The organism is Inquilinus sp. CA228 (assembly GCF_052078665.1).
Lineage (GTDB): Bacteria > Pseudomonadota > Alphaproteobacteria > DSM-16000 > Inquilinaceae > Inquilinus.
In genome coordinates this window covers 56,948-77,053 of the sequence record NZ_JBQJIK010000005.1, presented here as the reverse complement: position 1 = coordinate 77,053, position 20,106 = coordinate 56,948, and the positions used below count along the sequence as shown (strand labels likewise).

Here is a 20,106-nt window from a genome sequence, read left to right as displayed (position 1 = left end):
TCAAACGGAGAGATATACAGCAGGCCGCGTCCGGAGTTCGACGGAGGTTATAGTATAGAGCCGAGAAAGATGGCAATGCCGTGACGCATCCCTCCCGTCACGCGCCGGCGCCGCCGCCCCGCAAGCGCCCGATCCGTTGGCGCAGCTCGCTGATCATTCGCCAATTGAACAGCGGCACGGTGATCGCGGCGGTGATCAGGCCGACCAGGATCGCCGAGACCAGCCGAAGCACGGCCGGCGCGTCGGCAAGCAGATGCTGCGTCAGCAGGACCGCGGCGATCATCGCCGCCATCGGCGCGAGCGGACGGGCTATGAATACCACCTGGTCGCGGACCGGGATTCGGCCGTAGCGGCTCACCATGACGTAGCTCCAGGGCAGCGAAACCAGATTGCGGGCGGCCCACCCAAGCACCACGACGACCAGCGCCTGCTCGGCCGTGACGAAGCCGCTGGCCAGCGTGATCCCGCAGGCGACGAGGCCGTACAGGACCATGGCGTTCTGATGCCCCTTGGCCCGCAGCAATGGGCCGGCCAGGGCCCGCGACAGCGGGAAGAACGCCGCCACGGCAAAGATCTGCATCAGGGGGGCCGCGGGCTGCCACCTGGCGCCGAAGATCAGCGGCACGAGATCCCCCGCCACCAGCGCCACCCCGATGAACAGGACGCCGCCGGCGAGCGTGATCAGGCTCGTCCCCGTCAGGAACGCCCGGTTCGCATTGCGGTCGCTGCGGTCGAGATCGGCGAAGAACGACAGGCCGAAACGGACGACATTGGCCTGGATCAGGTTTCCGGCTTCCTCCACCACCCGCTGGGCGAACTGGAAGTACCCCAGAGCCACGACGCCGTGAAAATAGCCGACCTGCAGCGCGAAGAGGCGGGTGGTGCCCTGCCACAGCAGCAATTCGATGCTCATCGAGCCGCCGAAGGACGCCAGCGAGCGGAACTCGCCCCAGTCGAACCGCAGCCGCGGCACCCGCGGCATCGCCCGCCACAGCACGATGGCGGACAGCGCATTGGAGATGAGCACGCCGCCGACCATGGCCCAGGCCCCGGCCCCGAGCCAGCCGAGGACGCCGATGACGACCACCTGCGAGATCCGCGACAGCATCATCCGGCGGGTCAGCACATTCGCCCGCATCTTGCGGGTGAGGAGCGCGGTCGGCACCGCCATGACCGCGTTGAGCAGCAGCAGGAAGCTGGTCGCGCCGAGCAGGGAGAACAGTGTCGGGTCGTCGAAGAACCAGCCGATCGGTGCGGCCACCACCCAGCACACGGCGAAGCCGGCGGCCCCCAACGCCATCAGGCCGGTGAAGGCGGTATCGGTGACGCTGGCATGCACCGAGCGATGGCGGATCAGGGATTCCTGGATTCCCAGCCCCGTCGCCAGGCCGAGCAGCATGACGAGACCGATCACGATGCCGGCGCGGCCGATATCGGCCGGCGTCAGGAGCCAGCCCGCCACGAAGATCGAGGCCACGCCCGCCAATGCGTTGGAGACCGCCTCAGCGACCGCCCAAGGCGCGGCCCGCATCATGCGGGTTTCCAATCTTTTCGACATTGATCCGCCCAGATCCGCTCAGCTGGTCTCGCACCGGTCATGCTCGCCGGACCGGAGACGGCGTGTCGTCTGCTGTCCCGGCCGCATCGTCAAACGATCATCGACGAGGCCGCATCGCCGGGCCGTCACGCCCCACCGATCTCGCTTTGGTACCACCTCCAGGCCGTCCGGATCGACTCCTCCAGGTCGAAGGCAGGGCGGAACCCGAGAACCGATGCCGCGAGGGAGGGGTCGGCCACCAGCTCCGCCGCGTCGCCGGAGCGCTGCGGCGCCAGCTCCACCGGGATGGGCCGGCCGGTGACGCGCTCGGCCGTCCGGATCACGTCGAGCACGGTGTGGCCGGTGCCGGTGCCGAGGTTGAAGGCCCGCGGCTCACCACCATCGAGCAGGTAGCGCAGGGCGCGCAGATGGGCGTCGGCCAGGTCGGCGACATGGATGTAGTCGCGGACGCAGGTGCCGTCCTTGGTCGGGTAGTCGTTGCCGAGCAGCCGGATATGGGGCAGCCGGCCCGCCGCCGCCATCAGCGTCAGCGGGATCAGATGGGTCTCGGGGTCGTGCCGCTCCCCCACCTCGCCGTCGGGATCGGCGCCGCAGGCGTTGAAGTAGCGCAGCGCCGTCCAGCGCAGGCCGTAGGCCGCGGCGAAATCCCCCAGCATGCGCTCGATCATCAGCTTCGATGCGCCATAGGGGTGGATCGGCGCCTGCGGCGTGTCCTCCACGATCGGCATGCGCTCCGGCAGGCCATAGGTGGCGCAGGTGCTGGAGAAGACGAGATGGCGGACGTCGTGGCGCCGGGCCGCCTCGAGCAGGGACAGCGATCCCGCGACATTGTTGCGGTAGTAGGTCGCAGGATCGCCGACCGACTCGCCGACATAGGTCAACGCCGCGAAATGCAGGATCGCCACCGGCCGGTGCCGCGCCATCACCCGGTCGAGCGCCGCGGCGTCGCCGATATCGGCGTGCTCCAGCGGGCCCCATTTGACGAAGTCGCGATGGCCGCGGGACAGGTTGTCGAGCACGACCGGAGCGAAACCGGCCGCCGCCAGCGCCTTGCAGGCATGGCTGCCGATATAGCCGGCCCCGCCGGTGACGAGGACGACGCGGCTGCTGTTGCTCATCGGTTTACGACCTCTGGAAGATGGCTGGCAGGAGCGGTCCTCGGCCTCAGGCCGCGGCACCCGCCGGCGTCGCGGCCCGGGCCACGACGATGTCCTGCCGGTTCATGCTGACCAGCTCCGGATCGACCTTGGCGCCGGTCCAGCCGCCGCGGAGGATGGTCTCGATGGTCAGGCCGGCCGCGGCATAGGCGCCGCGCAGCCAGGCCTCGTCCAGCGCGGTCAGGTCCTCGGGGATGTTCGGATTGTTGGTCCAGTAGCGGTCGCCTGGATACAGGGTGAGATCGATGGTGCCGTTCTTCAGGCCGGCCAGGGCGTCGTCGTTGATCAGGTAGTACGACGCCGCCAATTGGCCGCCGGGGCGCAGCACGCGGCCGATCTCGGCGAGGTAATGCGCCACGTCGTCCGGATACATGTGGGTGAAGACCGACCACAGCGAGACGACGTCGAAGGAATTGTCCGGGAAGGGCAGGACGAACTTGGACGGCGGGATGGCGCCGGAATGGTTGTAGAACTTGTTGAACAGGTCGACATGGATGAAGGTGAAGCGGAAGTTTCGCGGCGTGATGTTGCGGCTGCACCACCGCACTTGGTCCCGGTCGATGTCGAGGCCGATGTAGCGGGCCGTGTCGTCCAGATAGGACAGCAGCGGAATCGTCTTGCGCCCCATGCCGCTGCCGATGTCCAGCATGACGGCGCTGCGGTCGAGCTGCAGCACGTCGCGGTAGAAGTGCAACGCCTCCCGGCCGTTCTGGGTCCAGACCTCCCGTCCTCGCGGGCCGTCGCGCATCAGGCGCAGCGGCGGCATCACCTGATCCTGCGCCCCGCGGTCGACGAAGTCCCGGATCGCCCAGGGAACGTCCCGGATCACGGAAAAGACCGGCGCTGGGACAATGTTCTTAATAGTCTGCTTGATGCTCATAACCCCCACCTTCCAGGGCAATCGACGAAGCGTGTTTGCGACCCCCACACGCCTCAACCCGTTTGCGGCACAATACTCTTCGGCTGCCTGCGCCCCAGCAGCCGGGTCATGGCCGGAGCCAGCCGGAGCATCAGGAACATGATCATCATCAGAACGTCATCGATTCTCCATTGCAGCAGGTTGTTGCAGATCAGGAAAACGACTTTGTAGGTGATGATGTTGATGGCCAGGACATATCGGCTGCCTCCCTTCCCGACAACCAGCCGGAACAGGAAGGCCTGGACCACCACCGTGAACCCGTCGACCGCCGACCAGAGGACGATGCCGGGGTAGCGGAAGGCGTCGTAGCCCCAGACCGACATCGGCAGCCGGAATCCGCCCGACCCCGTGTTCGGGTCCGCGCCGATGATCCACTTCGTGTAGTTGGCGGGATTCCACTGGAAGTCGTAGGGCACCAGCCCGCCGAACACCGTCATGCCCATGGTCGGGTCCGGTCCCGCCTTGTCATAGGCGTCCATGAACCACCAGAGGTCATAGATGTCCGACAGCCCCTTGATGATCGCATCGAGCCCGACCTCGGTCCTCAGCCCCAGCATATAGAACAGGATCTGGTTGACGGCGGAGCCGAAGGTAAAGACCAGCACATAGGTCGCCACGCCGGCGATGACCCAGCCGAGGCGACCCCGGATCAGCAGCAGGATCAGCAGCCCTTCGACGATCGGCTGGGCCGCGGCGCCCCGGCGGAGCGACAGCAGCGCCAGCACCGCGGTGCAGGCCAGCAGGCCCAGCAGGAGGAAGATCATGATCCGCCCGACATTGACCCGCACCGGCAGCAGCAGGATGCCGATCAACGTCCCGACCTGGTACAGAACCATGCCGCCCCGGAACAGCGCCATATAGGGTGCCGTCCGGGCGGTGTATTCGCCGGCGAAATACTTGGCGACCAGCGGATTATCGGCAAAGGCCGGTACCACGCCTGTGAGCATGTAGAACGCGCTGATGGAGGCTGCCGCCACGGCCAGCATGAGCATGGCCGAGATCGACAGCAGCAGCCCGGCCCCCCGGGTCACGTCATCGACCAGAAGACCGTTGAACACCGCATAGCCGCGCGGGGTGGCCAGCGCCCGGACCGTCGCGACCGCCGACAGGCACGTCATCGCCGACCCGATCGCCAGGATCATGAGGAAGAATTCGGCGGTGCCCTGGCTCAGCCCCTCCCCCGCGATGTATTGGTTCGTCCACCAGAAGGAGCCCCAGCCGACCGCGATAACGACGAAGGGAATGGACAGGATGAATGGCACGTTCCGGATGCTGGGAAAGACGAAGAACGACAGCATCTTGGTCGTGCCGACCAGGAACAGGGCGAAACCCATCCAGGACAGGCCCGGCAGGCTCCACGAGAAGGTGTAGAGATAGCCGTCGCTGGTCATTTCGTGGCGTTCGCCAGATCCCCGAGCCCGCGCAGGGTGATGCGGAAGATCAGCGCGGAGGAGGCGGCAAAGATGGCAAAGACGCCGATGATGACCAGCAGCAGCAGCGGCTTGGGAGAGGTCGGCTGGACCGACACCGTCGGCGGGTCGATCACGTCGATGGCGAAGGGCGTGTCGCCCTGCACCGCCAACTGCCGGCGGCGCTGCTCGACCAGCAGCGGGATCAGCGTATCGCGCATGGTCAGGTCGGTGGTCGAGGACAGCAGGGCGTTGATGCGGCTCATCAGGGACGAGATCTGGCTGGCGATCTGCTCCCGGTTGATCTGGTCGTTGTCGCTGATGACGGTGCGCAGCACGTACAGCGCCGCCTGCGGGTCGGTGTGATCGTAGGTGAGGACCTGCGCGTTGCTCGCAACACCGGACTTCATGTTGATGATGTTCTGGATGGCGTCCCGGATCCGGTCGGCGCTGGGCGGGGTGTAGGGCGGCAGGCCGGCGGCCTTCTCCACCTGCCCCTTGATCCAGGCGACCGGCCCCCGCGGCGCCACCCAGCTCCGGGTCTCGGGATCCCATTCACCGGCGAAGAAGGCCTGGAGGAACTCAGGATCCTGCAGCAGGCGTTCGGCCAGCGAGGTGCTGGCCAGCGTCTGCATGAACCGGTCGAACTCCGGCGGCACCTTCTGCCCGCCGAACAGCAGGCTGGCGACGCCGTCGCTGGAGCCGCCGCCGAGCAGGCGCTGGTCGGGCTTGTCCGCGATGATCGGCATGATGATCGCCGATGCCGTGTACTTCTTCGGGCTGACCAGGATGAAGGCCACGGCGGCGGCTTCGCACAGGATCAGCGTCACGAGAATGAACATCCAGGGACGTTCGAAATAGAGCGAACGATACCAGCGGAAGGGGGCGCTCAACCAACGCATCAGATGGCCGTTGTCCAGACTGTTTGCGGAAAACGCGCAGCGCAGGGCGCTGCAGCGTCGTACATCTTCGATCACCACGCGTCGGCGGTCAGGCATCCTTCGGCGGCGGCGGGATATTGCCTCACGCCTCTAACGATGTCTATACGGCCAGATCAAAACTTCACCCGAAAATAAGAGACCCCAGTCGACCCAGTAAAGGCGGAAGAATTACCTTAATCCTGCCGCAATTTTGCCCGCTTCAGCCAGCCAGATGCTTGTCCGGCATGAGATCGCGCTGGTCGAGGGGATGTTGTCGCCGGCTCGCCCCAATGCAGGTTGACTTGACCGGTGCGGTGCCGCAGCAGGGACGCCGGACCAAGATCGGATCTGGCGCGTTTAGGGTCGGTTCGGCGTGTCAAGCGACGCCCGGCCGACAGCAGGATGCTTCCGAACCTCTTCTAGGAATGAATGCGACTGGCCTGTGATGCCGAATTCCCGTACAAATGCTGCATTGCACAAGACGATGAGATGGGCATGATGTCCTTGGATGCGGATAAGGCTGCGCCCGCGGTCGGGCCGAAGATTGCCGAGGATCGTGTCGCGCTGGTGATTCCGACGCTGAACGCGGCGAAGCATCTCGACACCCTGCTTCCGGCCCTGCAGATGCAGTCCTTCCAGCCGCGGTCCGTCCTCGTCATCGATTCCAGCTCGACCGACGACACGGTGGCCCGCTTCCAGGCGGCCGGGGCCGAGGTGGTGGTCATCCCGAAATCGCAGTTCGACCATGGTGGCACCCGCCAGCGCGCGGTCAACCGCCTGTCGCCGCGGATCGAGGTCGTCGTCTTCCTCACCCAGGATGCGGTGCCGGCGGACGGCGAGACCGTCGCCCGGATCGTCGCCGCCTTCGCCGACCCCGAGGTCGGCGTCGCCTATGGCCGGCAACTGCCGCATCTCGGCGCCGGGGCGATCGAGGCCCATGCCCGGCTGTTCAACTACCCGCCCGAGAGCCTCGTTCTGCGGCCGCAGGATGCCGCGGCAGCCGGGATCAAGGCGAGCTTCTGCTCCAACTCCTTCGCCGCCTATCGCCGGCGGGCGCTGGAGATGGTCGGCGGCTTCCCCTCCGGCACCATCTTCGGCGAGGACGCGGCGGTGACCGGCCGGATGCTGCTGTCGGGCTGGGCCAAGGCCTATGTCGCCGACGCCCAGGTGCATCATTCGCATTGCTACGGCCTGGGCGAGGAGTTCCGCCGCTATTTCGATGTCGGCGTGATGCACGCCCGCGCCCCCTGGCTGCTGGAGCGCTTCGGCAAGGCCGGGGGCGAAGGCAAGCGCTTCGTGCAGTCGGAGCTGCGCCACCTGGCCCGGCACCAGCCGATGGCGATCCCGTCCGCCATCCTGCGCAGCGCGATCAAGCTGGCCGCCTATCATTGCGGCCGCCGCGAGGCGCGAATCCCGCGCCCGCTGAAGCGCCGGATCAGCCTGAACCGGCGCTACTGGGCCTGACGGGCGCGGGGACGCCGCCGCACGGGTGTGGCATAGGCCCCCCTTCCCGGCCGGCCCGCGATCTGCTTTAGAGGGGCGATGAGCAAGCCAGCCTCCGACCGTCCGACCCGTCCCAATGCGGCGCAGATCGTGTCGCCCTCCTACCGCCTGCCGGAGCTCGACCAGGACTTCCTGCTCGGCGATTCCACGCGCGGCGTGCGCCTGATGCTGGAATACGCCAAGGCCGAGGAGTCGCTGCGGGCCTGGGGTGTGCGCTCGACCATCGTCGTCTTCGGCAGCGCCCGCGCCACCGAGGACGGGCCCGGCCGCCACGCCCATTGGTACGCCCAGGCGCGCGAATTCGGCCGCATCGCGTCCGAGCGCGGCGGCGCCCTGACCGACCATGGCGGCCTGCGCGACAACGTCATCGCCACCGGCGGCGGCCCCGGCATCATGGAGGCGGCGAACCGCGGCGCGGCCGAAGCCGGCGCGCCGACCATCGGCTACAACATCACCCTGCCGCACGAGCAGGAGCCGAACGCCTGGTCCACCCCGGCCCTGACCTTCCGCTTCCACTATTTCGCCATGCGCAAGATGCACCTGGCGATGCGGGCCAATGCGCTGGTGGTGTTCCCCGGCGGCTTCGGCACCTTCGACGAGCTGTTCGAGCTCCTGACCCTGCGCCAGACCGGCAAGTCCTCCTCGGCCCTGCCGGTCGTGCTGTTCGACCAGGCCTATTGGCGTGCCGTGATCGGCTTCGACGCGCTGGTCGAGCACGGCATGATCGACGCCCGCGACCTGCAGCTGTTCCACTTCGCCGACAGCGCCGAGGGGATCTGGTCGATCCTGGCCGAGCAGGGGCTGAAGCGCCGGTCGTGACACCCGCCTGCGGCCTTTAGCGAAATGTTTGCCCGGATATAGCGACGCTGTAAGATCGCGCCCGACAGGCCGGCAACCGGCCGGCAATCGGGAACGGGGAACAGGACGATGCGGATCACACGACGCGGCTGGCTCGGCGCGCTCCTGGCCGGGGCGCTTGGGGCGGCCACGGCCTTCGGCGCACCCGCCGGCGCCCGGGCGCAGGACATCACCGTCTTCGCCGCCGCCAGCCTGAAGGACGCGCTGGACTCGATCAACACCCAGTGGCAGGCCGATGCCAAGCACAAGGCGACGATCTCCTACGCCGCCAGCTCGGCGCTGGCGAAGCAGATCGAGGCCGGGGCCCCGGCCGACGTCTTCATCTCGGCCGATCTCGACTGGATGACGTATCTGGCCGACCGCAAGCTGATCAAGCCGGAGACGCAGGCGACCCTGCTGGGCAACCGCATCGTGCTGGTGGCGCCGAAGGATTCGACGGTGCAGCTGACCATCGCCCCGAATTTCGAGCTGGCCAAGGCGCTGGGCGACGGCCACCTGGCCATGGCCGACGTCAAGGCGGTGCCGGCCGGCAAATACGGCCAGGCGGCGCTGGAGACGCTCGGCGTCTGGGCTTCGGTGAAGGACAAGGTCGCCCAGGCCGAGAATGTCCGCGCCACCCTGGCGCTGGTGTCGCGCGGCGAGGCCCCGCTCGGCATCGTCTACCAGACCGACGCCGCGGCCGACACAGGAGTCAAGGTCATCGGCATCTTCCCGGCCGACAGCCACCCTCCGATCCTGTATCCGGTGGCGGTGCTGGCCAGCAGCAACAAGCCCGAGGCCCAGGCCTTCGTCGACTACCTGAAATCGGCCGCCGCCAAGCCGCTGTTCGAGAAGCAGGGGTTTGCGGTGGTGGCGCAGTAAACGGAAGGTCCCTGCTTTGAGCTGTCATCCTCGGGCTTGACCCGAGGATCCAGGGGCCGCCAGAACCGTTCTTGATGGCCCCTGGATTGCCGGGTCAAGCCCGGCAATGACAGCGTTCGGCTGAGGTCTTTGAGAAGGCATACGTGTTCGACTTTACCCCCGACGAGCTGACCGCGATCCTCTTGAGCCTGAAGGTGTCGCTCTGGGCCATGGTGGTCAGCCTGCCGCTCGGCGTGCTGGTGGCGCTGGCCCTGGCGCGCGGCCGGTTCTGGGGCAAGTCGATCCTGAACGGCGTGGTCCACCTGCCGCTGGTGCTGCCGCCGGTGGTCACCGGCTACATCCTGCTGCTGCTGTTCGGCAAGATGGGGCCGATCGGCTCCGTCCTGGCGCAGGTCGGCATCGTCTTCTCGTTCCGCTGGACCGGCGCCGCGCTGGCGGCCGGGGTGATGGGCTTCCCGCTGATGGTCCGCGCCATCCGCCTGTCGATCGAGGCGGTGGATCGCCGGCTGGAGGCCGCGGCCGGCACGCTCGGCGCCTCGCCGGTCTGGGTGTTCCTGACCGTCACCCTGCCGCTGATCCTGCCGGGCGTGATCGCCGGCGCCATCCTGGCCTTCGCCAAGGCGATGGGCGAGTTCGGCGCCACCATCACCTTCGTCTCCAACATCCCCGGCCAGACCCAGACCCTGCCCTCGGCGATCTACACCTTCACCCAGGTGCCGGGCGGCGACATCGGCGCGCTGCGCCTGACCCTGGTCTCGGTCGTCATCGCCATGGCCGCCCTCCTCGCCTCCGAGGTGATGGCCCGGCGCGCCGGCGTGCGGGTGCACGCGGCATGAGCCTCGAGGTCGAGATCCGCCACCGCCAGGGCGATTTCGCCCTGGACATCGGCTTCCACAGCGAGGGCCGGCTGACCGCGCTGTTCGGCCGCTCCGGCGCCGGCAAGACCTCGGTGGTCAACGTCATCGCCGGGCTGGTGCGGCCGCAGCACGGAAGGGTGGTGGTCGACGGCCGGCCGCTGCTCGACACCGAACGCCGCGTCTTCCTGCCGCCGCATCGCCGCCGCATCGGCTATGTCTTCCAGGAGGGGCGGCTGTTCCCGCATCTGACGGTGCGGCAGAACCTGCTGTACGGCCGCTGGTTCACGCCGAAGGCCGAGCGCGGCACCGAGTTCGGCCGCGTCGTCGAGTTGCTCGGCATCGGCCCGCTGCTCGACCGCCGGCCGGCGCTGTTGTCGGGCGGCGAGAAGCAGCGGGTGGCGATCGGCCGGGCGCTCCTGTCCAGCCCGCGCCTGCTCTTGATGGACGAGCCGCTGGCCTCGCTGGACGAGGCGCGCAAGGTCGAGATCCTGCCTTATGTCGAGCGGCTGCGCGACGAGGCGCGGATCCCGATCGTCTATGTCAGCCACGCCCTCGGCGAGGTGACGCGGCTGGCCGCCACCCTGGTGGTGCTGGCCGAGGGCCGGGTCGCCGCCGCCGGCCCGGTGGCCGAGGTGATGGGCCGGGCCGACCTGTTCCCGCGGGCCGAGGCCGGCGCCGTGCTGGAGGCGGTGGTCGAGGACCATGACGACCGCTACCAGCTGACCCGGCTGCGCGTCACCGCCGGCTTCCTGACCGTGCCGCGGGTCGAGCTGCCGCCCGGCAGCCCGGTGCGCATCCGCATCCGCGCCCGCGACGTGATGCTGGCGACCCGCGCCCCGGACCATCTGAGCGCGCTGAACGTGCTGCCGGCGACGGTGCTGGCGATCACGGCCGGTGACGGCCCGACCGCCGAGATCCGCCTGGACTGCGCCGGCGACGGGCTCTTGGCCCGGCTGACCCGGCGCTCGGTCGAGGCGCTGGCGCTGGCGCCCGGCCGGCCGGTGCATGCGGTGATCAAGAGCGTCGCCTTCGACAGCCACACGGTCGGCGGCGCCCTGCGCGGCCCGAACGGCGCCGATGCCGATCTCGAGGGCGGGTGAGGCGTCAGGCGAAGGCTGACCAGTCGACGGCGCCGGACACGTAGCCGTAGCGCAGGTTCGAGCGCGCCGGCCCCTGCCGCTCATACTCCTCCTTGATCAGGGCGAAGCGGTCGCGGTCCGGGCCGATGTCGCTGCGCCGGCCGATATCGACATCATAGAGCCTGGCGTTGGTGCCGCCGAAGATCGCGGTCTTCACCGGGCCGTCGGCAGCGGCGCCGAGCGGCGTGAAGCCGTATTGCCGCTGCATGTCCTCCGGGATCTCCAGCCGGCGCAGCGCCTCGATCTGCCATTGCGGCGACCCGGTCCACACCGCGTCGGTGCCCCAGACCACGCGGTCATAGCCCAGGCCGCGGCCCAGGATGCCCATCAGCGCCGCCGCCAGCCGCGGCTCGGCCACGACGCTCTGGGCGAAGAGCTGGCCGACATCGGCATAGACGTTGCGGACGCCGAATTTTTCCGGGATCTCGGCAAGGTCGCTGACCCAGGACACCCGCCCGGTCTCCGCGAACTCCCGCCAGCCATCCTCGGCCCGGCCGCCGGCGGCATGGCGGTAGCCGGCGTGGTAAATGATGAAGTTCAGCTGCGGCCAGTCCTTCGCCGCCTTGCCGACATCGTGCACATCGGCATGGGCCAGCAGGTGCGGGTAGCGCTCGGCCGTCGCCCGCGGAAACAGGCCCTTGTGCACGCAGACATTCTTGATGCCGTGTTTCACGCACAGCTCGTAGGCCTTGTAGGTGACGGCCTCGTCATCCATGAACCAGGGATGCCGCGCCTCGTCCTTGTTGGTGTTGTCGCCGACCGTATAGCCCTTGATCGATTCCGGCTTGCGCTGCAGCGACCCTTCGAGATGGTCCAGCCAGCCGTCCCATCCGGGCGTGAAGATCGCATGGGCGAACATGCGCCGCGCCCCCGCCTCCCGGTTCACCCGGTCGCGCGCGTCGATCATCATCTCGTTGGTCAGGAACCAGTCGCGCGGGATCTCCGACGGCGAGCTCGAGATCAGCGCGATCTTGGTGTCGCTGTCGAGATAGATCTCCTTGAAGTAGTTGTTGAACTTGAGGTCCTCGAGCGTCTGCGGCTTGCCGACCAGGGCCGGGTTCCAGCCCGCCTTGCCGACCGCCTCGCGCGACCGGACGAAGTTCTCCAGCCGGGTGTCGTCGCGCAGGAAATGCGTGTGCATGTCCATGATGAACTGGTCCTTCAGCGCGGCCGCGCGCTCCCCCGCCATGTCGGGGGTAGCGGCCTCGGCGCGGCTGGCGTCGAAGACGGCGCCGAAGGTCTCGTTGAGCGCCACGAAGCCGGCCGCCATGCCGGCCGCGCTCTGGAAGAAGGCCCGGCGTGACAGGCCCTGGCGGCCGCCGAGCTCGTCGGCCATGGCCAGGAGGCGGGCCTCGACCTCCTTCTGCCGCTCGCTCTGCGGCGGCGGCGTGTACTCGTCGCTGGAAACGATCTGCGTCGGGATCGGCGTCCGGTGCGGCAGCAGTTCCGACGGCACCAACTCGGCGATCTCCTCCTCGGTCAGAAAGCCCATGATGTCCTCCGGTGTCGGGACGGGTCTCGGGGCCAGTCGATCCGGCGCGGATCCGCGGGATGCCGTGCCGGGCCCGGGCGGGATAGCCGTCGACGAGCGGCCGGCGGAGGTCCGTGACGGGCCGCTCCGCGTCCGACCGTCGCGCGTCTGTCCCGCACGGCGGTGCTAGGACATTGGACCCATAGAGGAGGACGGCCGTCAACCGGAAGACGGCCCGGCGCGCAGCGGCATGGCGGCGCAGCACGGGTGCAGGCCGCCACGGCATCCGCCCAGGCGAGATCCGCCGCGCCGCGGGCGAAGCCCCGGCCTGACAGGCGGGACAGTCAGGTTCTCAGGGCCTCGTTCAACTCCCGCAGCGCCGCCCGGACTGCATCGGACGCATCCAGGATGTCGAGAACACTGATCCGCCCCCCTCGACGGCCGACCCGCCACATCCTTGGGGTCTCGTAGGCGATGGCTCCAGGGATCGCGGCGGCGAGAATCGCGGCGAAGCCACGGAACCGGTCCTTCTCGTCGCCGATCGACCACGGAATCTGGACATCGCCGTCCGGCTCGATGCCGAAGACGTCGAGCATCCGATCACCCATGCTCACCTTGACCAGCAGCACCTTGCCGAGCGTCCAGGAAACCTGGAGTTCTCGGCAGTCCTCCAGCAGGGCGAGCAACCGCATGGAGGGTGTTCCCAGGGCCCGATCCATGTCGGAGAACCATCCGGCGTGCCCTTCTGTCGCCGGAGACGGCGTTGATGCCACAGCGACATGCTCGGCTTGGTCGGTCGGGATTGCGCTTCCTGGCCTTGCCGAGCGACGCTTCGGGACAGTGAGCCGCATCAGCCCGTCCCAGTCATCGATGATCGGTGGCCGGCCCCTCGGGTCGATCAGCCCGACCTCCTCGATCAGCCAATCGCTTCTCCCAAAGTTGCAGGCCTGGCAGGTCGTCAGCAGGTTCTCCGGATCGTTGCCGCCGCCCTTGGCATGAGGCACTAGGTGATCGATCGTCGCGGTCAGGGCGAAGAAGGCCGCGTGGCGCTCGACATTGGTGCTGCCCCAGCGAATGGAGTCCGGAAGCCTCGCCGTCATGGCCGGCCGCACCGTCGGCAGCACAACCCGACAGCCGCAGAACCGGCAGCGATATCCGTCACGCGCGTAGATCGCGGCCTGGGCCGAAATCCCCGGCATTCGCTGCACCACTCGCGTGACAGGCGCGGCCAGGCCCGCCGCTGGCCGATACCGGTGGATCTCGTCATCGACGCTTCCCATAATCCGCGACGCCCAGGCATGGATCACGGGCACGTCCGCGCGGCGGATACGGTCGCGGGCGAGATCTTCGTCGCCCGCAAGCAAGCCGTCCACAGCTTGGCTCAGCAGGTCGACGGCTTCGCTCAGTTCCGGAATCGGCGCCAACAGGCAGGGGCGAAGCCCCTCGATCTCGCTCATGTCACGCATCCTCCCCGGCACCGTCTCGACCGGCATTCATGGCCGGGCGCCAGTGTCCGCGGCCCCAGTATGGGCGGATGCCGTCGCTCCGGCCAGCCATCTGCTAAGCACCAGAAAGGAGCCCCCCGCGCGGCGGCCGGGGGGCTCCCGGTCGGCGGTCAGTAGCTCAGCCCGGCGCCGAAGCGGTACAGCGGCGCCCGGCTGTCATAGGGCGCGTCCGAGGCCTGGGCCAGCACGGCGGCCATCGACGACGGCAGCTCGAAGGGCAGCCGGCCGCGCGGCCGCGCTTTGCCCTGCAGCACGTCGAGCAAAGCGTCGTCGGTGATGCCGAAATTGCCGATCAGCGCCGTCGCCCGATCGCGCACATCGGTCAGGATCGCCGGCCGGTCCAGATAGACCGTGACGATGGTCGGCACCGCCGCCGCAGCCCGCTTGATCGCCTCGTAATCGGCGTCGCCGTCGCGGAAGTCCAGCCGCCCCTCATGCTGCCGGCTGCCGAAGGTGTAGTTCGGGTGCAGCGTCTCGAACGGCGCCGCCGCCCGCACCAGGGCGAAGTCGGCCTGGCGCGGATCGGCGACCACGGTGAAGCCATGCGCCCGCACCGTCGCCGCGTCCACGCCATGCAGCCAGACCCGCCGCATCGACGGGCTCAGCGGCAGGATCGGACGGCGGTTCGGCCCGGGCCGCCAGGCGCTGCCATCCGCCGCCGCCACCAGCGGCCCCCGGGCAGCGGGACGGTTCTCCAGCAGCACCAGCGAGGCCTGCTGCGCCGCACGCCCCTCGGCCGCGAAGCGGGCGTTGCCGGCGATGCGCCCGGCCGCCGCCGCGTCGACATAGGGGGTCTCGAACAGGCCGAGCCGGAACTTCTGCAGCAGGATCCGGGCCACCGACTGGTCCAGCCGCCGCTCGCTCAGCTGGCCGGCGCGCACCGCCTGGACGATCGGCGCCGGGTCGTCGCCACTGCCGCCGAACTGGTCGATGCCGGCGTCGATCGCCTTGACGAAGCGCTGCTGCACGGTGAGGTCTTCCACCCCCCAGGAGGTGCCGAAGCCGGCGAAGCCCGGCGCCTGCCCGTCCGGCCAGCCGTCGCGGCAATGGACGTCGCAATCCGCGGTGATCGCCCAGTCGCTGAGGATCACGCCGTCGAAGCCGAAGCGCCGGCGCAGCAGGTCGGTCAGCAGTTGCCTGCTGAAGCCGGCGCCGACCCGCTCCAGCTGCCGGCCGAACAGGGTCAGGCCCTGCGGCGGCACCGCATAGGTCGGCATGATCCCGGCCGCATTGGCGGCGAAGGCGCCGAGGAACGGGATCACATGGTCGCCGAAGCGCCCGGCCGGGAAGGTCAGGTCCTGGCCGTAATAGTTGTGCGCGTCGAACCCGTCCACCGCGGCGCCGTAACCGACCCAGTGCTTGACCACGGTGACGACGCTGCCGGGGTTCAGGCCGCGCCCGCCGTTCTGGAAGCCGCTGACATAGGCGTCGACCATGCGGCGGGCCAGCTGCGGATCCTCGCCGAAGGTGCCGTTGATGCGCGGCCAGCGCGGCTCGGTGGACAGGTCGGCCTGCGGCGACAGGGTCTCCTGCAGGCCGATCGCCCGGTACTCCTGCCGGGCGATGTCGCCGAAGCGGCGCAGCAGGCCGGAATCGCCGACCGCGGCCAGGCCCGTCGTCTCGGGCCATTGCGAGAAGGCCGTGCTCGCGACGCTGGCCCCGTAGACATACTGGAAGTGGTGGCGCGGGTCCGAGCTGATGACCAGCGGGATGCCCAGCCGGGTCGATTCGGCGATCTCCTGGGCCCGGTTGGCGGCATGGGCCTGGGCCTGTGCGGTGCCGGAGAGGCGGCTGATCATGGCGCCGACATGGTTGCCCGCGACCAGCGCCTGCAGCGACTCCTCGGTCCAGCCGTCGCCGGTGGCCGTCGACGCCGCCGTGGCGTGGATCATGGCGCCGGCCTTCTCCTCCAGCGTCATGCGCCGGACCAGGTCCTGCGCCCGCAGCGCGGCCGGCAGGCGGCGGTCCTCATAGGGATCCAGCCGGCCGTTGCGGTTCAGGTCCCGGTACGGGAACCCCCGCTCCGCCAGGATCGGCGCCGACCTCGATTCCAGGCTCGGCGCCGCGTCGGCGAGCGCCGAACCGGTCGCCAGCCATCCGCCGAGGCCGAGCGCGGCGACGGCAGGCCAGGTCCGTGACAAGGGCATCTTCTCTCCCCCTCTGGTGGGTTACTGATTCTGGGAAACCCGTTTCGTTAAACCTACCAATCACTCGGTAAGTTTACCAAGCCGGATCTGCGCGCGGCGCTCCGCAAGGCGGCGCGGCCGTGCTAGAGAGCGGGATGCGTTCGAAGACTCCCGCGGCCGCCGGTCCGGCCGCACAGCCCGATGGCCCGAGGACCCGGCGGTCGCCCAAGGGGCAGCGCCGGCGCCAGCAGATCCTGGACGCGGCCATGGAGATGTTCGCCCAGGGCGGCTATGCCGGGACCTCGATCGCCTCGATCGCCGAGAGGGCGGGCCTGACCCTGCCCGGGCTGCTGCACCATTTCCCAAGCAAGATGTCGCTGCTGCTGGCGGCGATGGAGGAGCGCGACCACGAGACCGGGCGCCTGCTCGCCGCCGAGGCGGAGGGACGCGACCCGAAGTCCGGAAGGCTGCTCTCCCCGGAAGGGCTGACCTGGCGGCGGGTGCTGGACGACGCCCGCCGGGTGGCGCGCCACAACGCCGGCAAGCGGAACCTGGTCCAGGTCTTCGCCATCCTCAACGGCGAGAGCCTGATCGACGGCCATCCGGCACAGCCCTTCTTCCGCCGGCGCTCGGCCTATCTGCTGTCCTTCATGCAGGCCGCGTTCCAGGCCGGCATCGACGCGGGGGAGCTGCGCCCGGACCTCGACCCGCAGCAGCTCGCCTATGAGCTGATCGCGATGATGGACGGGCTGCAGATCCAGTGGCTGCGCGACCCGGAGGATGTCGACCTGGCCGCGGGCTTCGACGCCTATGTCCGGCGCCTGGAGGAGAGCATCCAGGCCCGGCCGGGCGGCTTCGGGCCGGACGGTTGACCACACGATATATTCCATGGGATATATCGATTCGGGCATCGGGGACTCCCCGACAGCCTCCCAGGTTGCGTGCCGGTCCGTCCCAAGCCCGGCCCGCGGCCCAGCCTTTCGGGGCGGCGGTTCTTCCGCCGCCCTTTTTCTTGACAACAGTCAGAGACGTTCCCATGTTGGGAACGTCACGATCGATCCCGAATCGGGGTCGCCTTACGATGCCCCATGCAGATCATCGCGAAGCGGACGCTGAAGCAGTTCTGGGAGATCCATCCCCAATCGGAAGGGCCGCTGCGCAACTGGTTCACGCTGGTCAGCAAGGCGGAATGGGCCGGCCCCGCCGACGTGAAGGCCATGTTCGGGGCGACCGTCGATTTCCTCGGCGACAACCGCTTGATCTTCGACATCTCTGGAAACCGCTATCGGCTCATCGTCCACGTCGCCTACCCGTTCCGCCGCGTGCTGATCAAATTCGTCGGGACGCACAAGGATTACGACAAGATCGACCCGGAGACCGTGTGATGGACATCCGTCCGATCCGCACCGAAGACGACTACGACTGGGCGCTCGGCGAGATCGCCCGGTATTTCGAGGCCCAGCCCGAGCCCGGCACGCCGGACGGGGATCGCTTCGACGTCCTCGCCGCCCTGATCGAGGACTACGAGACGAGGCACTGGCCGATCGAGCCGGTCGATCCGATCGACGCCATCCGCTACCGGATGGAAACAGGCGGTTTCCGGCAAGCTGATCTCGCCCGGCTGCTCGGTTCGCGGTCGCGCGCCTCGGAGATCCTGAACCGCAAGCGCCCGCTGACGATCGACATGGCGTGGCGCCTGCACAAGGAATGGAAGATCCCCGCCGAGGCGCTCATCGTCCCCTATCATACCGGCACATGACCGAGGTTTGTCGACAAACTGCATCCCACTCGCCTATCATCCGACTCCGACGGAGTTGCGGGGAAGGACACGCCCTTGGCGCGAGCGGCGAAACCAAAGGACAAGAGCGCCGAGGCCGGCGAGACCCGCGCCCGCGGCGGCGGCGTCGCCAAGGTCTATGAGGCGCTGAAGCACGACATCCTCGACCTGGTGCTGGCCCCCGGCTCGGCGCTGGACGAGACCCGCATCGCCGAGCGCTTCGGCCTGTCGCGCACGCCGATCCGCGAGGCGCTGGTGCGGCTGGTCGCCGACGGGCTGGTCGCCACCCTGCCGAACCGCAACACCATCGTCGCGCCGATCGACTTCTCCACCCTGCCCGCCCATTTCGACGCGCTGACCCTGATGCACCGCGTCACCACCCGGCTGGCCGCCTTGCGCCGCACGGCGAAAGACCTGGACGAGATCCGCCTCCATCAGGCCGGCTTCGGCCGGGCGGTGGCGGCGGCCGATGCGATCGGCATGGCCGACGCCAACCGCGACTTCCACCTGGCGATCGCCCGCGCCGGCCGCAACCGCTACTACACCGAGCTGTTCGGCCGGCTGCTGGACGAGGGCCGACGCCTGAACCGGATCTACTACGCCTCCTTTGACGACCACCTGCCGGCCGAGTTCGTGGCCGAGCACGAGGCCATCATCCAGGCCATCACCGAGCGCGACGCCGACCGCGCCGACAGCCTGGCCCGCGCCCATGCCGGGCAGGTGGTGCGGCAGATCCAGGGCTTCCTGGCCAGCGGCGTGGCCGGCGACGTCGCCCTAGGCCCCGCGACCGAGCCCGCCCAGCCCGCGCTGCCGGCCTGAGATGGCCGGCATCGCCATCATCGGCGGGGGCGTGATCGGCTGTGCGACCGGGGTCTGGTTGGCGGCCGGCGGGCACGAGGTCACGGTCTATGAGCGCCGGCCGGAGGACCGCCACGCCTCCGCCGGCAATGCCGGCCTGCTGGCCTTCCCCGAGATTACGCCGCTGGCCCGGCCCGGCGTGCTGAAATCGGTGCCGCGCTGGATGATGGACCCGCTGGGCCCCCTGGCCCTGCGCTGGCGCGACCTGCCGGCGCTGACCCCCTGGCTGCTGCGCTTCCTGGCCGCGGCCAGGGCCGAGCAGGTCGAGCGGTCGACCGCGGCGCTGGGCGGGCTGATGCGCGGGGCGCTGGACGACCATCACGAGCTGGCCCGCCGCGCCGGCCTGACGGGCCATCTGCGCCAGACCGGAGCGATCGACATCTACGACACCGAGGCCAGCTTCCGCGCCGCCCTGCCGGAATGGGAGCTGCGCCGCCGCCTGGGCGGTTACGACTTCGAACCGCTGACGCCGGACCAGGCCCGCGCTTTGGTGCCGGACCTGACCGGCGACTTCGCCCGTGCCGTGCTGTGCCGGGCCTATTGGATGGTCGACAGCCCGCTCGGCGTGCTGCAGGGCCTGCGCCGCAGCCTGGGCGACCGGCTGGTCACGGGCGGGGTGGCAGCGGTCGAGCCCGGCCCCGACGGCATCGCCGTCCGGCTGGCCGACGGCACGTCCCGCGCCTTCGACCAGGTCGTGGTCTCCGCCGGCGTGTGGTCGCGCGAGATCGTCCGCGGCCTCGGCCTCAAGGTGCCGCTGGAGACCGAGCGCGGCTACAACACCACCATCCCGGAGGCGCCGCTGCGCCTGCCGATGCCGGTGGTGTTCGCCGATCACGGCTTCGTCGCCTCACCGCTGTCCGACGGGCTGCGCATCGGCGGGGCGGTGGAGCTGGCGTCGGTGGACGCCCCGGCCAACCTGGACCGCGCCCGGGCGCTCCGGCGCAAGGCCCGACGCTATCTGCCGGCGATCCCGGAGACCGGCGGCACGGAATGGATGGGCCGCCGCCCCTCCACCCCCGACAGCCTGCCGGTGATCGGGCCGCATCCGCGCGACCCGCGCATCGTCTTCGCCTTCGGCCACGGCCATCTCGGCCTGACCCTGTCGGCCACCACCGCCCGCCTCGCCGCCGGCCTGCTGTCCGGCACCCCGGCCCCCGCCCCCTTCGGCATCGACCGCTTCCAGTGAGA

At 69.3% G+C, this 20,106-nt stretch carries 18 protein-coding genes; 10 read left to right on the top strand and 8 right to left on the bottom strand.

The features are described from left to right. Positions 1–97: 97 nt before the first annotated feature. The 5 genes from ACTOWL_RS03640 to ACTOWL_RS03620 form a co-directional block, all read right to left on the bottom strand. Complete coding sequence (locus tag ACTOWL_RS03640; protein ID WP_441319826.1) at positions 98–1,534, bottom strand: oligosaccharide flippase family protein; 1,437 nt, start codon at positions 1,532–1,534, stop codon at positions 98–100. Between the two features lie 149 nt (positions 1,535–1,683). Continuing rightward, the gene (gene galE / locus ACTOWL_RS03635) at positions 1,684–2,676 is read right to left on the bottom strand and encodes a UDP-glucose 4-epimerase GalE (protein ID WP_441319825.1); all 993 of its coding nucleotides are present in this window, start codon (positions 2,674–2,676) and stop codon (positions 1,684–1,686) included. Between the two features lie 46 nt (positions 2,677–2,722). Then, a complete protein-coding gene (locus ACTOWL_RS03630) occupies positions 2,723–3,544 on the bottom strand; it encodes a class I SAM-dependent methyltransferase (RefSeq protein ID WP_441319824.1) in 822 nt (273 codons plus the stop codon). Between the two features lie 104 nt (positions 3,545–3,648). Beyond that, a complete protein-coding gene (locus tag ACTOWL_RS03625) occupies positions 3,649–5,025 on the bottom strand; it encodes a hypothetical protein (protein ID WP_441319823.1) in 1,377 nt (458 codons plus the stop codon). Then, a complete protein-coding gene (locus ACTOWL_RS03620) occupies positions 5,022–5,936 on the bottom strand; it encodes a hypothetical protein (protein ID WP_441319822.1) in 915 nt (304 codons plus the stop codon). Before ACTOWL_RS03620 ends, ACTOWL_RS03625 begins: the two co-directional genes overlap by 4 nt. A 522-nt stretch (positions 5,937–6,458) precedes the next feature. On the opposite strand from ACTOWL_RS03620, the gene ACTOWL_RS03615 reads away from it, so the two are divergent. The 5 genes from ACTOWL_RS03615 (at position 6,459) to modC (ending at position 11,142) form a co-directional block, all read left to right on the top strand. Continuing rightward, positions 6,459–7,427, top strand: a complete 969-nt coding sequence (locus ACTOWL_RS03615; protein WP_441319821.1) for a glycosyltransferase — start codon at positions 6,459–6,461, stop codon at positions 7,425–7,427. A 78-nt stretch (positions 7,428–7,505) separates the two neighbouring features. Then, on the top strand, positions 7,506–8,285 hold the full coding sequence (locus tag ACTOWL_RS03610) for a TIGR00730 family Rossman fold protein (protein WP_441319820.1): 780 nt from the start codon (positions 7,506–7,508) through the stop codon (positions 8,283–8,285). Between the two features lie 108 nt (positions 8,286–8,393). After that, the gene (gene modA, locus ACTOWL_RS03605; RefSeq protein WP_441319819.1) at positions 8,394–9,185 is read left to right on the top strand and encodes a molybdate ABC transporter substrate-binding protein; all 792 of its coding nucleotides are present in this window, start codon (positions 8,394–8,396) and stop codon (positions 9,183–9,185) included. 143 nt (positions 9,186–9,328) lie between these two features. Beyond that, the gene (gene modB, locus ACTOWL_RS03600; protein ID WP_441319818.1) at positions 9,329–10,021 is read left to right on the top strand and encodes a molybdate ABC transporter permease subunit; all 693 of its coding nucleotides are present in this window, start codon (positions 9,329–9,331) and stop codon (positions 10,019–10,021) included. Further along, positions 10,018–11,142 carry a molybdenum ABC transporter ATP-binding protein gene (modC, locus tag ACTOWL_RS03595; protein WP_441319817.1) on the top strand — a complete coding sequence of 375 codons (1,125 nt, stop codon included), beginning with the start codon at positions 10,018–10,020 and terminating at the stop codon, positions 11,140–11,142. The genes modB and modC overlap by 4 nt, the downstream gene beginning before the upstream one ends. 4 nt (positions 11,143–11,146) lie before the next feature. Here modC and ACTOWL_RS03590 read toward each other — a convergent pair whose 3' ends face one another. The 3 genes from ACTOWL_RS03590 to ACTOWL_RS03580 form a co-directional block, all read right to left on the bottom strand. Continuing rightward, on the bottom strand, positions 11,147–12,673 hold the full coding sequence (locus tag ACTOWL_RS03590) for an amidohydrolase family protein (protein WP_441319816.1): 1,527 nt from the start codon (positions 12,671–12,673) through the stop codon (positions 11,147–11,149). A gap of 323 nt (positions 12,674–12,996) precedes the next feature. Beyond that, on the bottom strand, positions 12,997–14,109 hold the full coding sequence (locus ACTOWL_RS03585; protein ID WP_441319815.1) for an HNH endonuclease: 1,113 nt from the start codon (positions 14,107–14,109) through the stop codon (positions 12,997–12,999). Positions 14,110–14,267: 158 nt separating this feature from the next. Beyond that, a complete protein-coding gene (locus ACTOWL_RS03580; RefSeq protein ID WP_441319814.1) occupies positions 14,268–16,304 on the bottom strand; it encodes a glycoside hydrolase family 3 N-terminal domain-containing protein in 2,037 nt (678 codons plus the stop codon). A 134-nt stretch (positions 16,305–16,438) separates the two neighbouring features. Here ACTOWL_RS03580 and ACTOWL_RS03575 point away from each other — a divergent pair, with 134 nt between their 5' ends. The 5 genes from ACTOWL_RS03575 (at position 16,439) to ACTOWL_RS03555 (ending at position 20,104) form a co-directional block, all read left to right on the top strand. Continuing rightward, the gene (locus tag ACTOWL_RS03575) at positions 16,439–17,155 is read left to right on the top strand and encodes a TetR/AcrR family transcriptional regulator (protein WP_441319813.1); all 717 of its coding nucleotides are present in this window, start codon (positions 16,439–16,441) and stop codon (positions 17,153–17,155) included. 216 nt (positions 17,156–17,371) lie between these two features. Further along, complete coding sequence (locus tag ACTOWL_RS03570; RefSeq protein ID WP_441319812.1) at positions 17,372–17,668, top strand: type II toxin-antitoxin system HigB family toxin; 297 nt, start codon at positions 17,372–17,374, stop codon at positions 17,666–17,668. Continuing rightward, complete coding sequence (locus ACTOWL_RS03565; RefSeq protein WP_441319811.1) at positions 17,668–18,042, top strand: helix-turn-helix domain-containing protein; 375 nt, start codon at positions 17,668–17,670, stop codon at positions 18,040–18,042. The genes ACTOWL_RS03570 and ACTOWL_RS03565 overlap by 1 nt, the downstream gene beginning before the upstream one ends. A 75-nt stretch (positions 18,043–18,117) precedes the next feature. Then, the gene (locus ACTOWL_RS03560; RefSeq protein WP_441319810.1) at positions 18,118–18,879 is read left to right on the top strand and encodes a GntR family transcriptional regulator; all 762 of its coding nucleotides are present in this window, start codon (positions 18,118–18,120) and stop codon (positions 18,877–18,879) included. 1 nt (position 18,880) lies between these two features. Further along, complete coding sequence (locus ACTOWL_RS03555) at positions 18,881–20,104, top strand: NAD(P)/FAD-dependent oxidoreductase (RefSeq protein ID WP_441319809.1); 1,224 nt, start codon at positions 18,881–18,883, stop codon at positions 20,102–20,104. Positions 20,105–20,106: the final 2 nt, after the last annotated feature.

What these genes read in the sequence shown, in the direction of transcription:
- ACTOWL_RS03610 (WP_441319820.1), top strand. Translation starts at nt 7,506, where the DNA reads ATGAGCAAGCCAGCCTCCGACCGTCCGACCCGTCCCAATGCGGCGCAG.
- ACTOWL_RS03565 (WP_441319811.1), top strand. Translation starts at nt 17,668, where the DNA reads ATGGACATCCGTCCGATCCGCACCGAAGACGACTACGACTGGGCGCTC.
- modA (WP_441319819.1), top strand. Translation starts at nt 8,394, where the DNA reads ATGCGGATCACACGACGCGGCTGGCTCGGCGCGCTCCTGGCCGGGGCG.
- ACTOWL_RS03590 (WP_441319816.1), bottom strand. Translation starts at nt 12,673, where the DNA reads ATGGGCTTTCTGACCGAGGAGGAGATCGCCGAGTTGGTGCCGTCGGAA.
- ACTOWL_RS03580 (WP_441319814.1), bottom strand. Translation starts at nt 16,304, where the DNA reads ATGCCCTTGTCACGGACCTGGCCTGCCGTCGCCGCGCTCGGCCTCGGC.
- galE (WP_441319825.1), bottom strand. Translation starts at nt 2,676, where the DNA reads ATGAGCAACAGCAGCCGCGTCGTCCTCGTCACCGGCGGGGCCGGCTAT.
- ACTOWL_RS03570 (WP_441319812.1), top strand. Translation starts at nt 17,372, where the DNA reads ATGCAGATCATCGCGAAGCGGACGCTGAAGCAGTTCTGGGAGATCCAT.
- modC (WP_441319817.1), top strand. Translation starts at nt 10,018, where the DNA reads ATGAGCCTCGAGGTCGAGATCCGCCACCGCCAGGGCGATTTCGCCCTG.
- ACTOWL_RS03640 (WP_441319826.1), bottom strand. Translation starts at nt 1,534, where the DNA reads ATGATGCGGGCCGCGCCTTGGGCGGTCGCTGAGGCGGTCTCCAACGCA.
- ACTOWL_RS03625 (WP_441319823.1), bottom strand. Translation starts at nt 5,025, where the DNA reads ATGACCAGCGACGGCTATCTCTACACCTTCTCGTGGAGCCTGCCGGGC.
- ACTOWL_RS03555 (WP_441319809.1), top strand. Translation starts at nt 18,881, where the DNA reads ATGGCCGGCATCGCCATCATCGGCGGGGGCGTGATCGGCTGTGCGACC.
- ACTOWL_RS03615 (WP_441319821.1), top strand. Translation starts at nt 6,459, where the DNA reads ATGATGTCCTTGGATGCGGATAAGGCTGCGCCCGCGGTCGGGCCGAAG.
- ACTOWL_RS03585 (WP_441319815.1), bottom strand. Translation starts at nt 14,109, where the DNA reads ATGAGCGAGATCGAGGGGCTTCGCCCCTGCCTGTTGGCGCCGATTCCG.
- ACTOWL_RS03575 (WP_441319813.1), top strand. Translation starts at nt 16,439, where the DNA reads ATGCGTTCGAAGACTCCCGCGGCCGCCGGTCCGGCCGCACAGCCCGAT.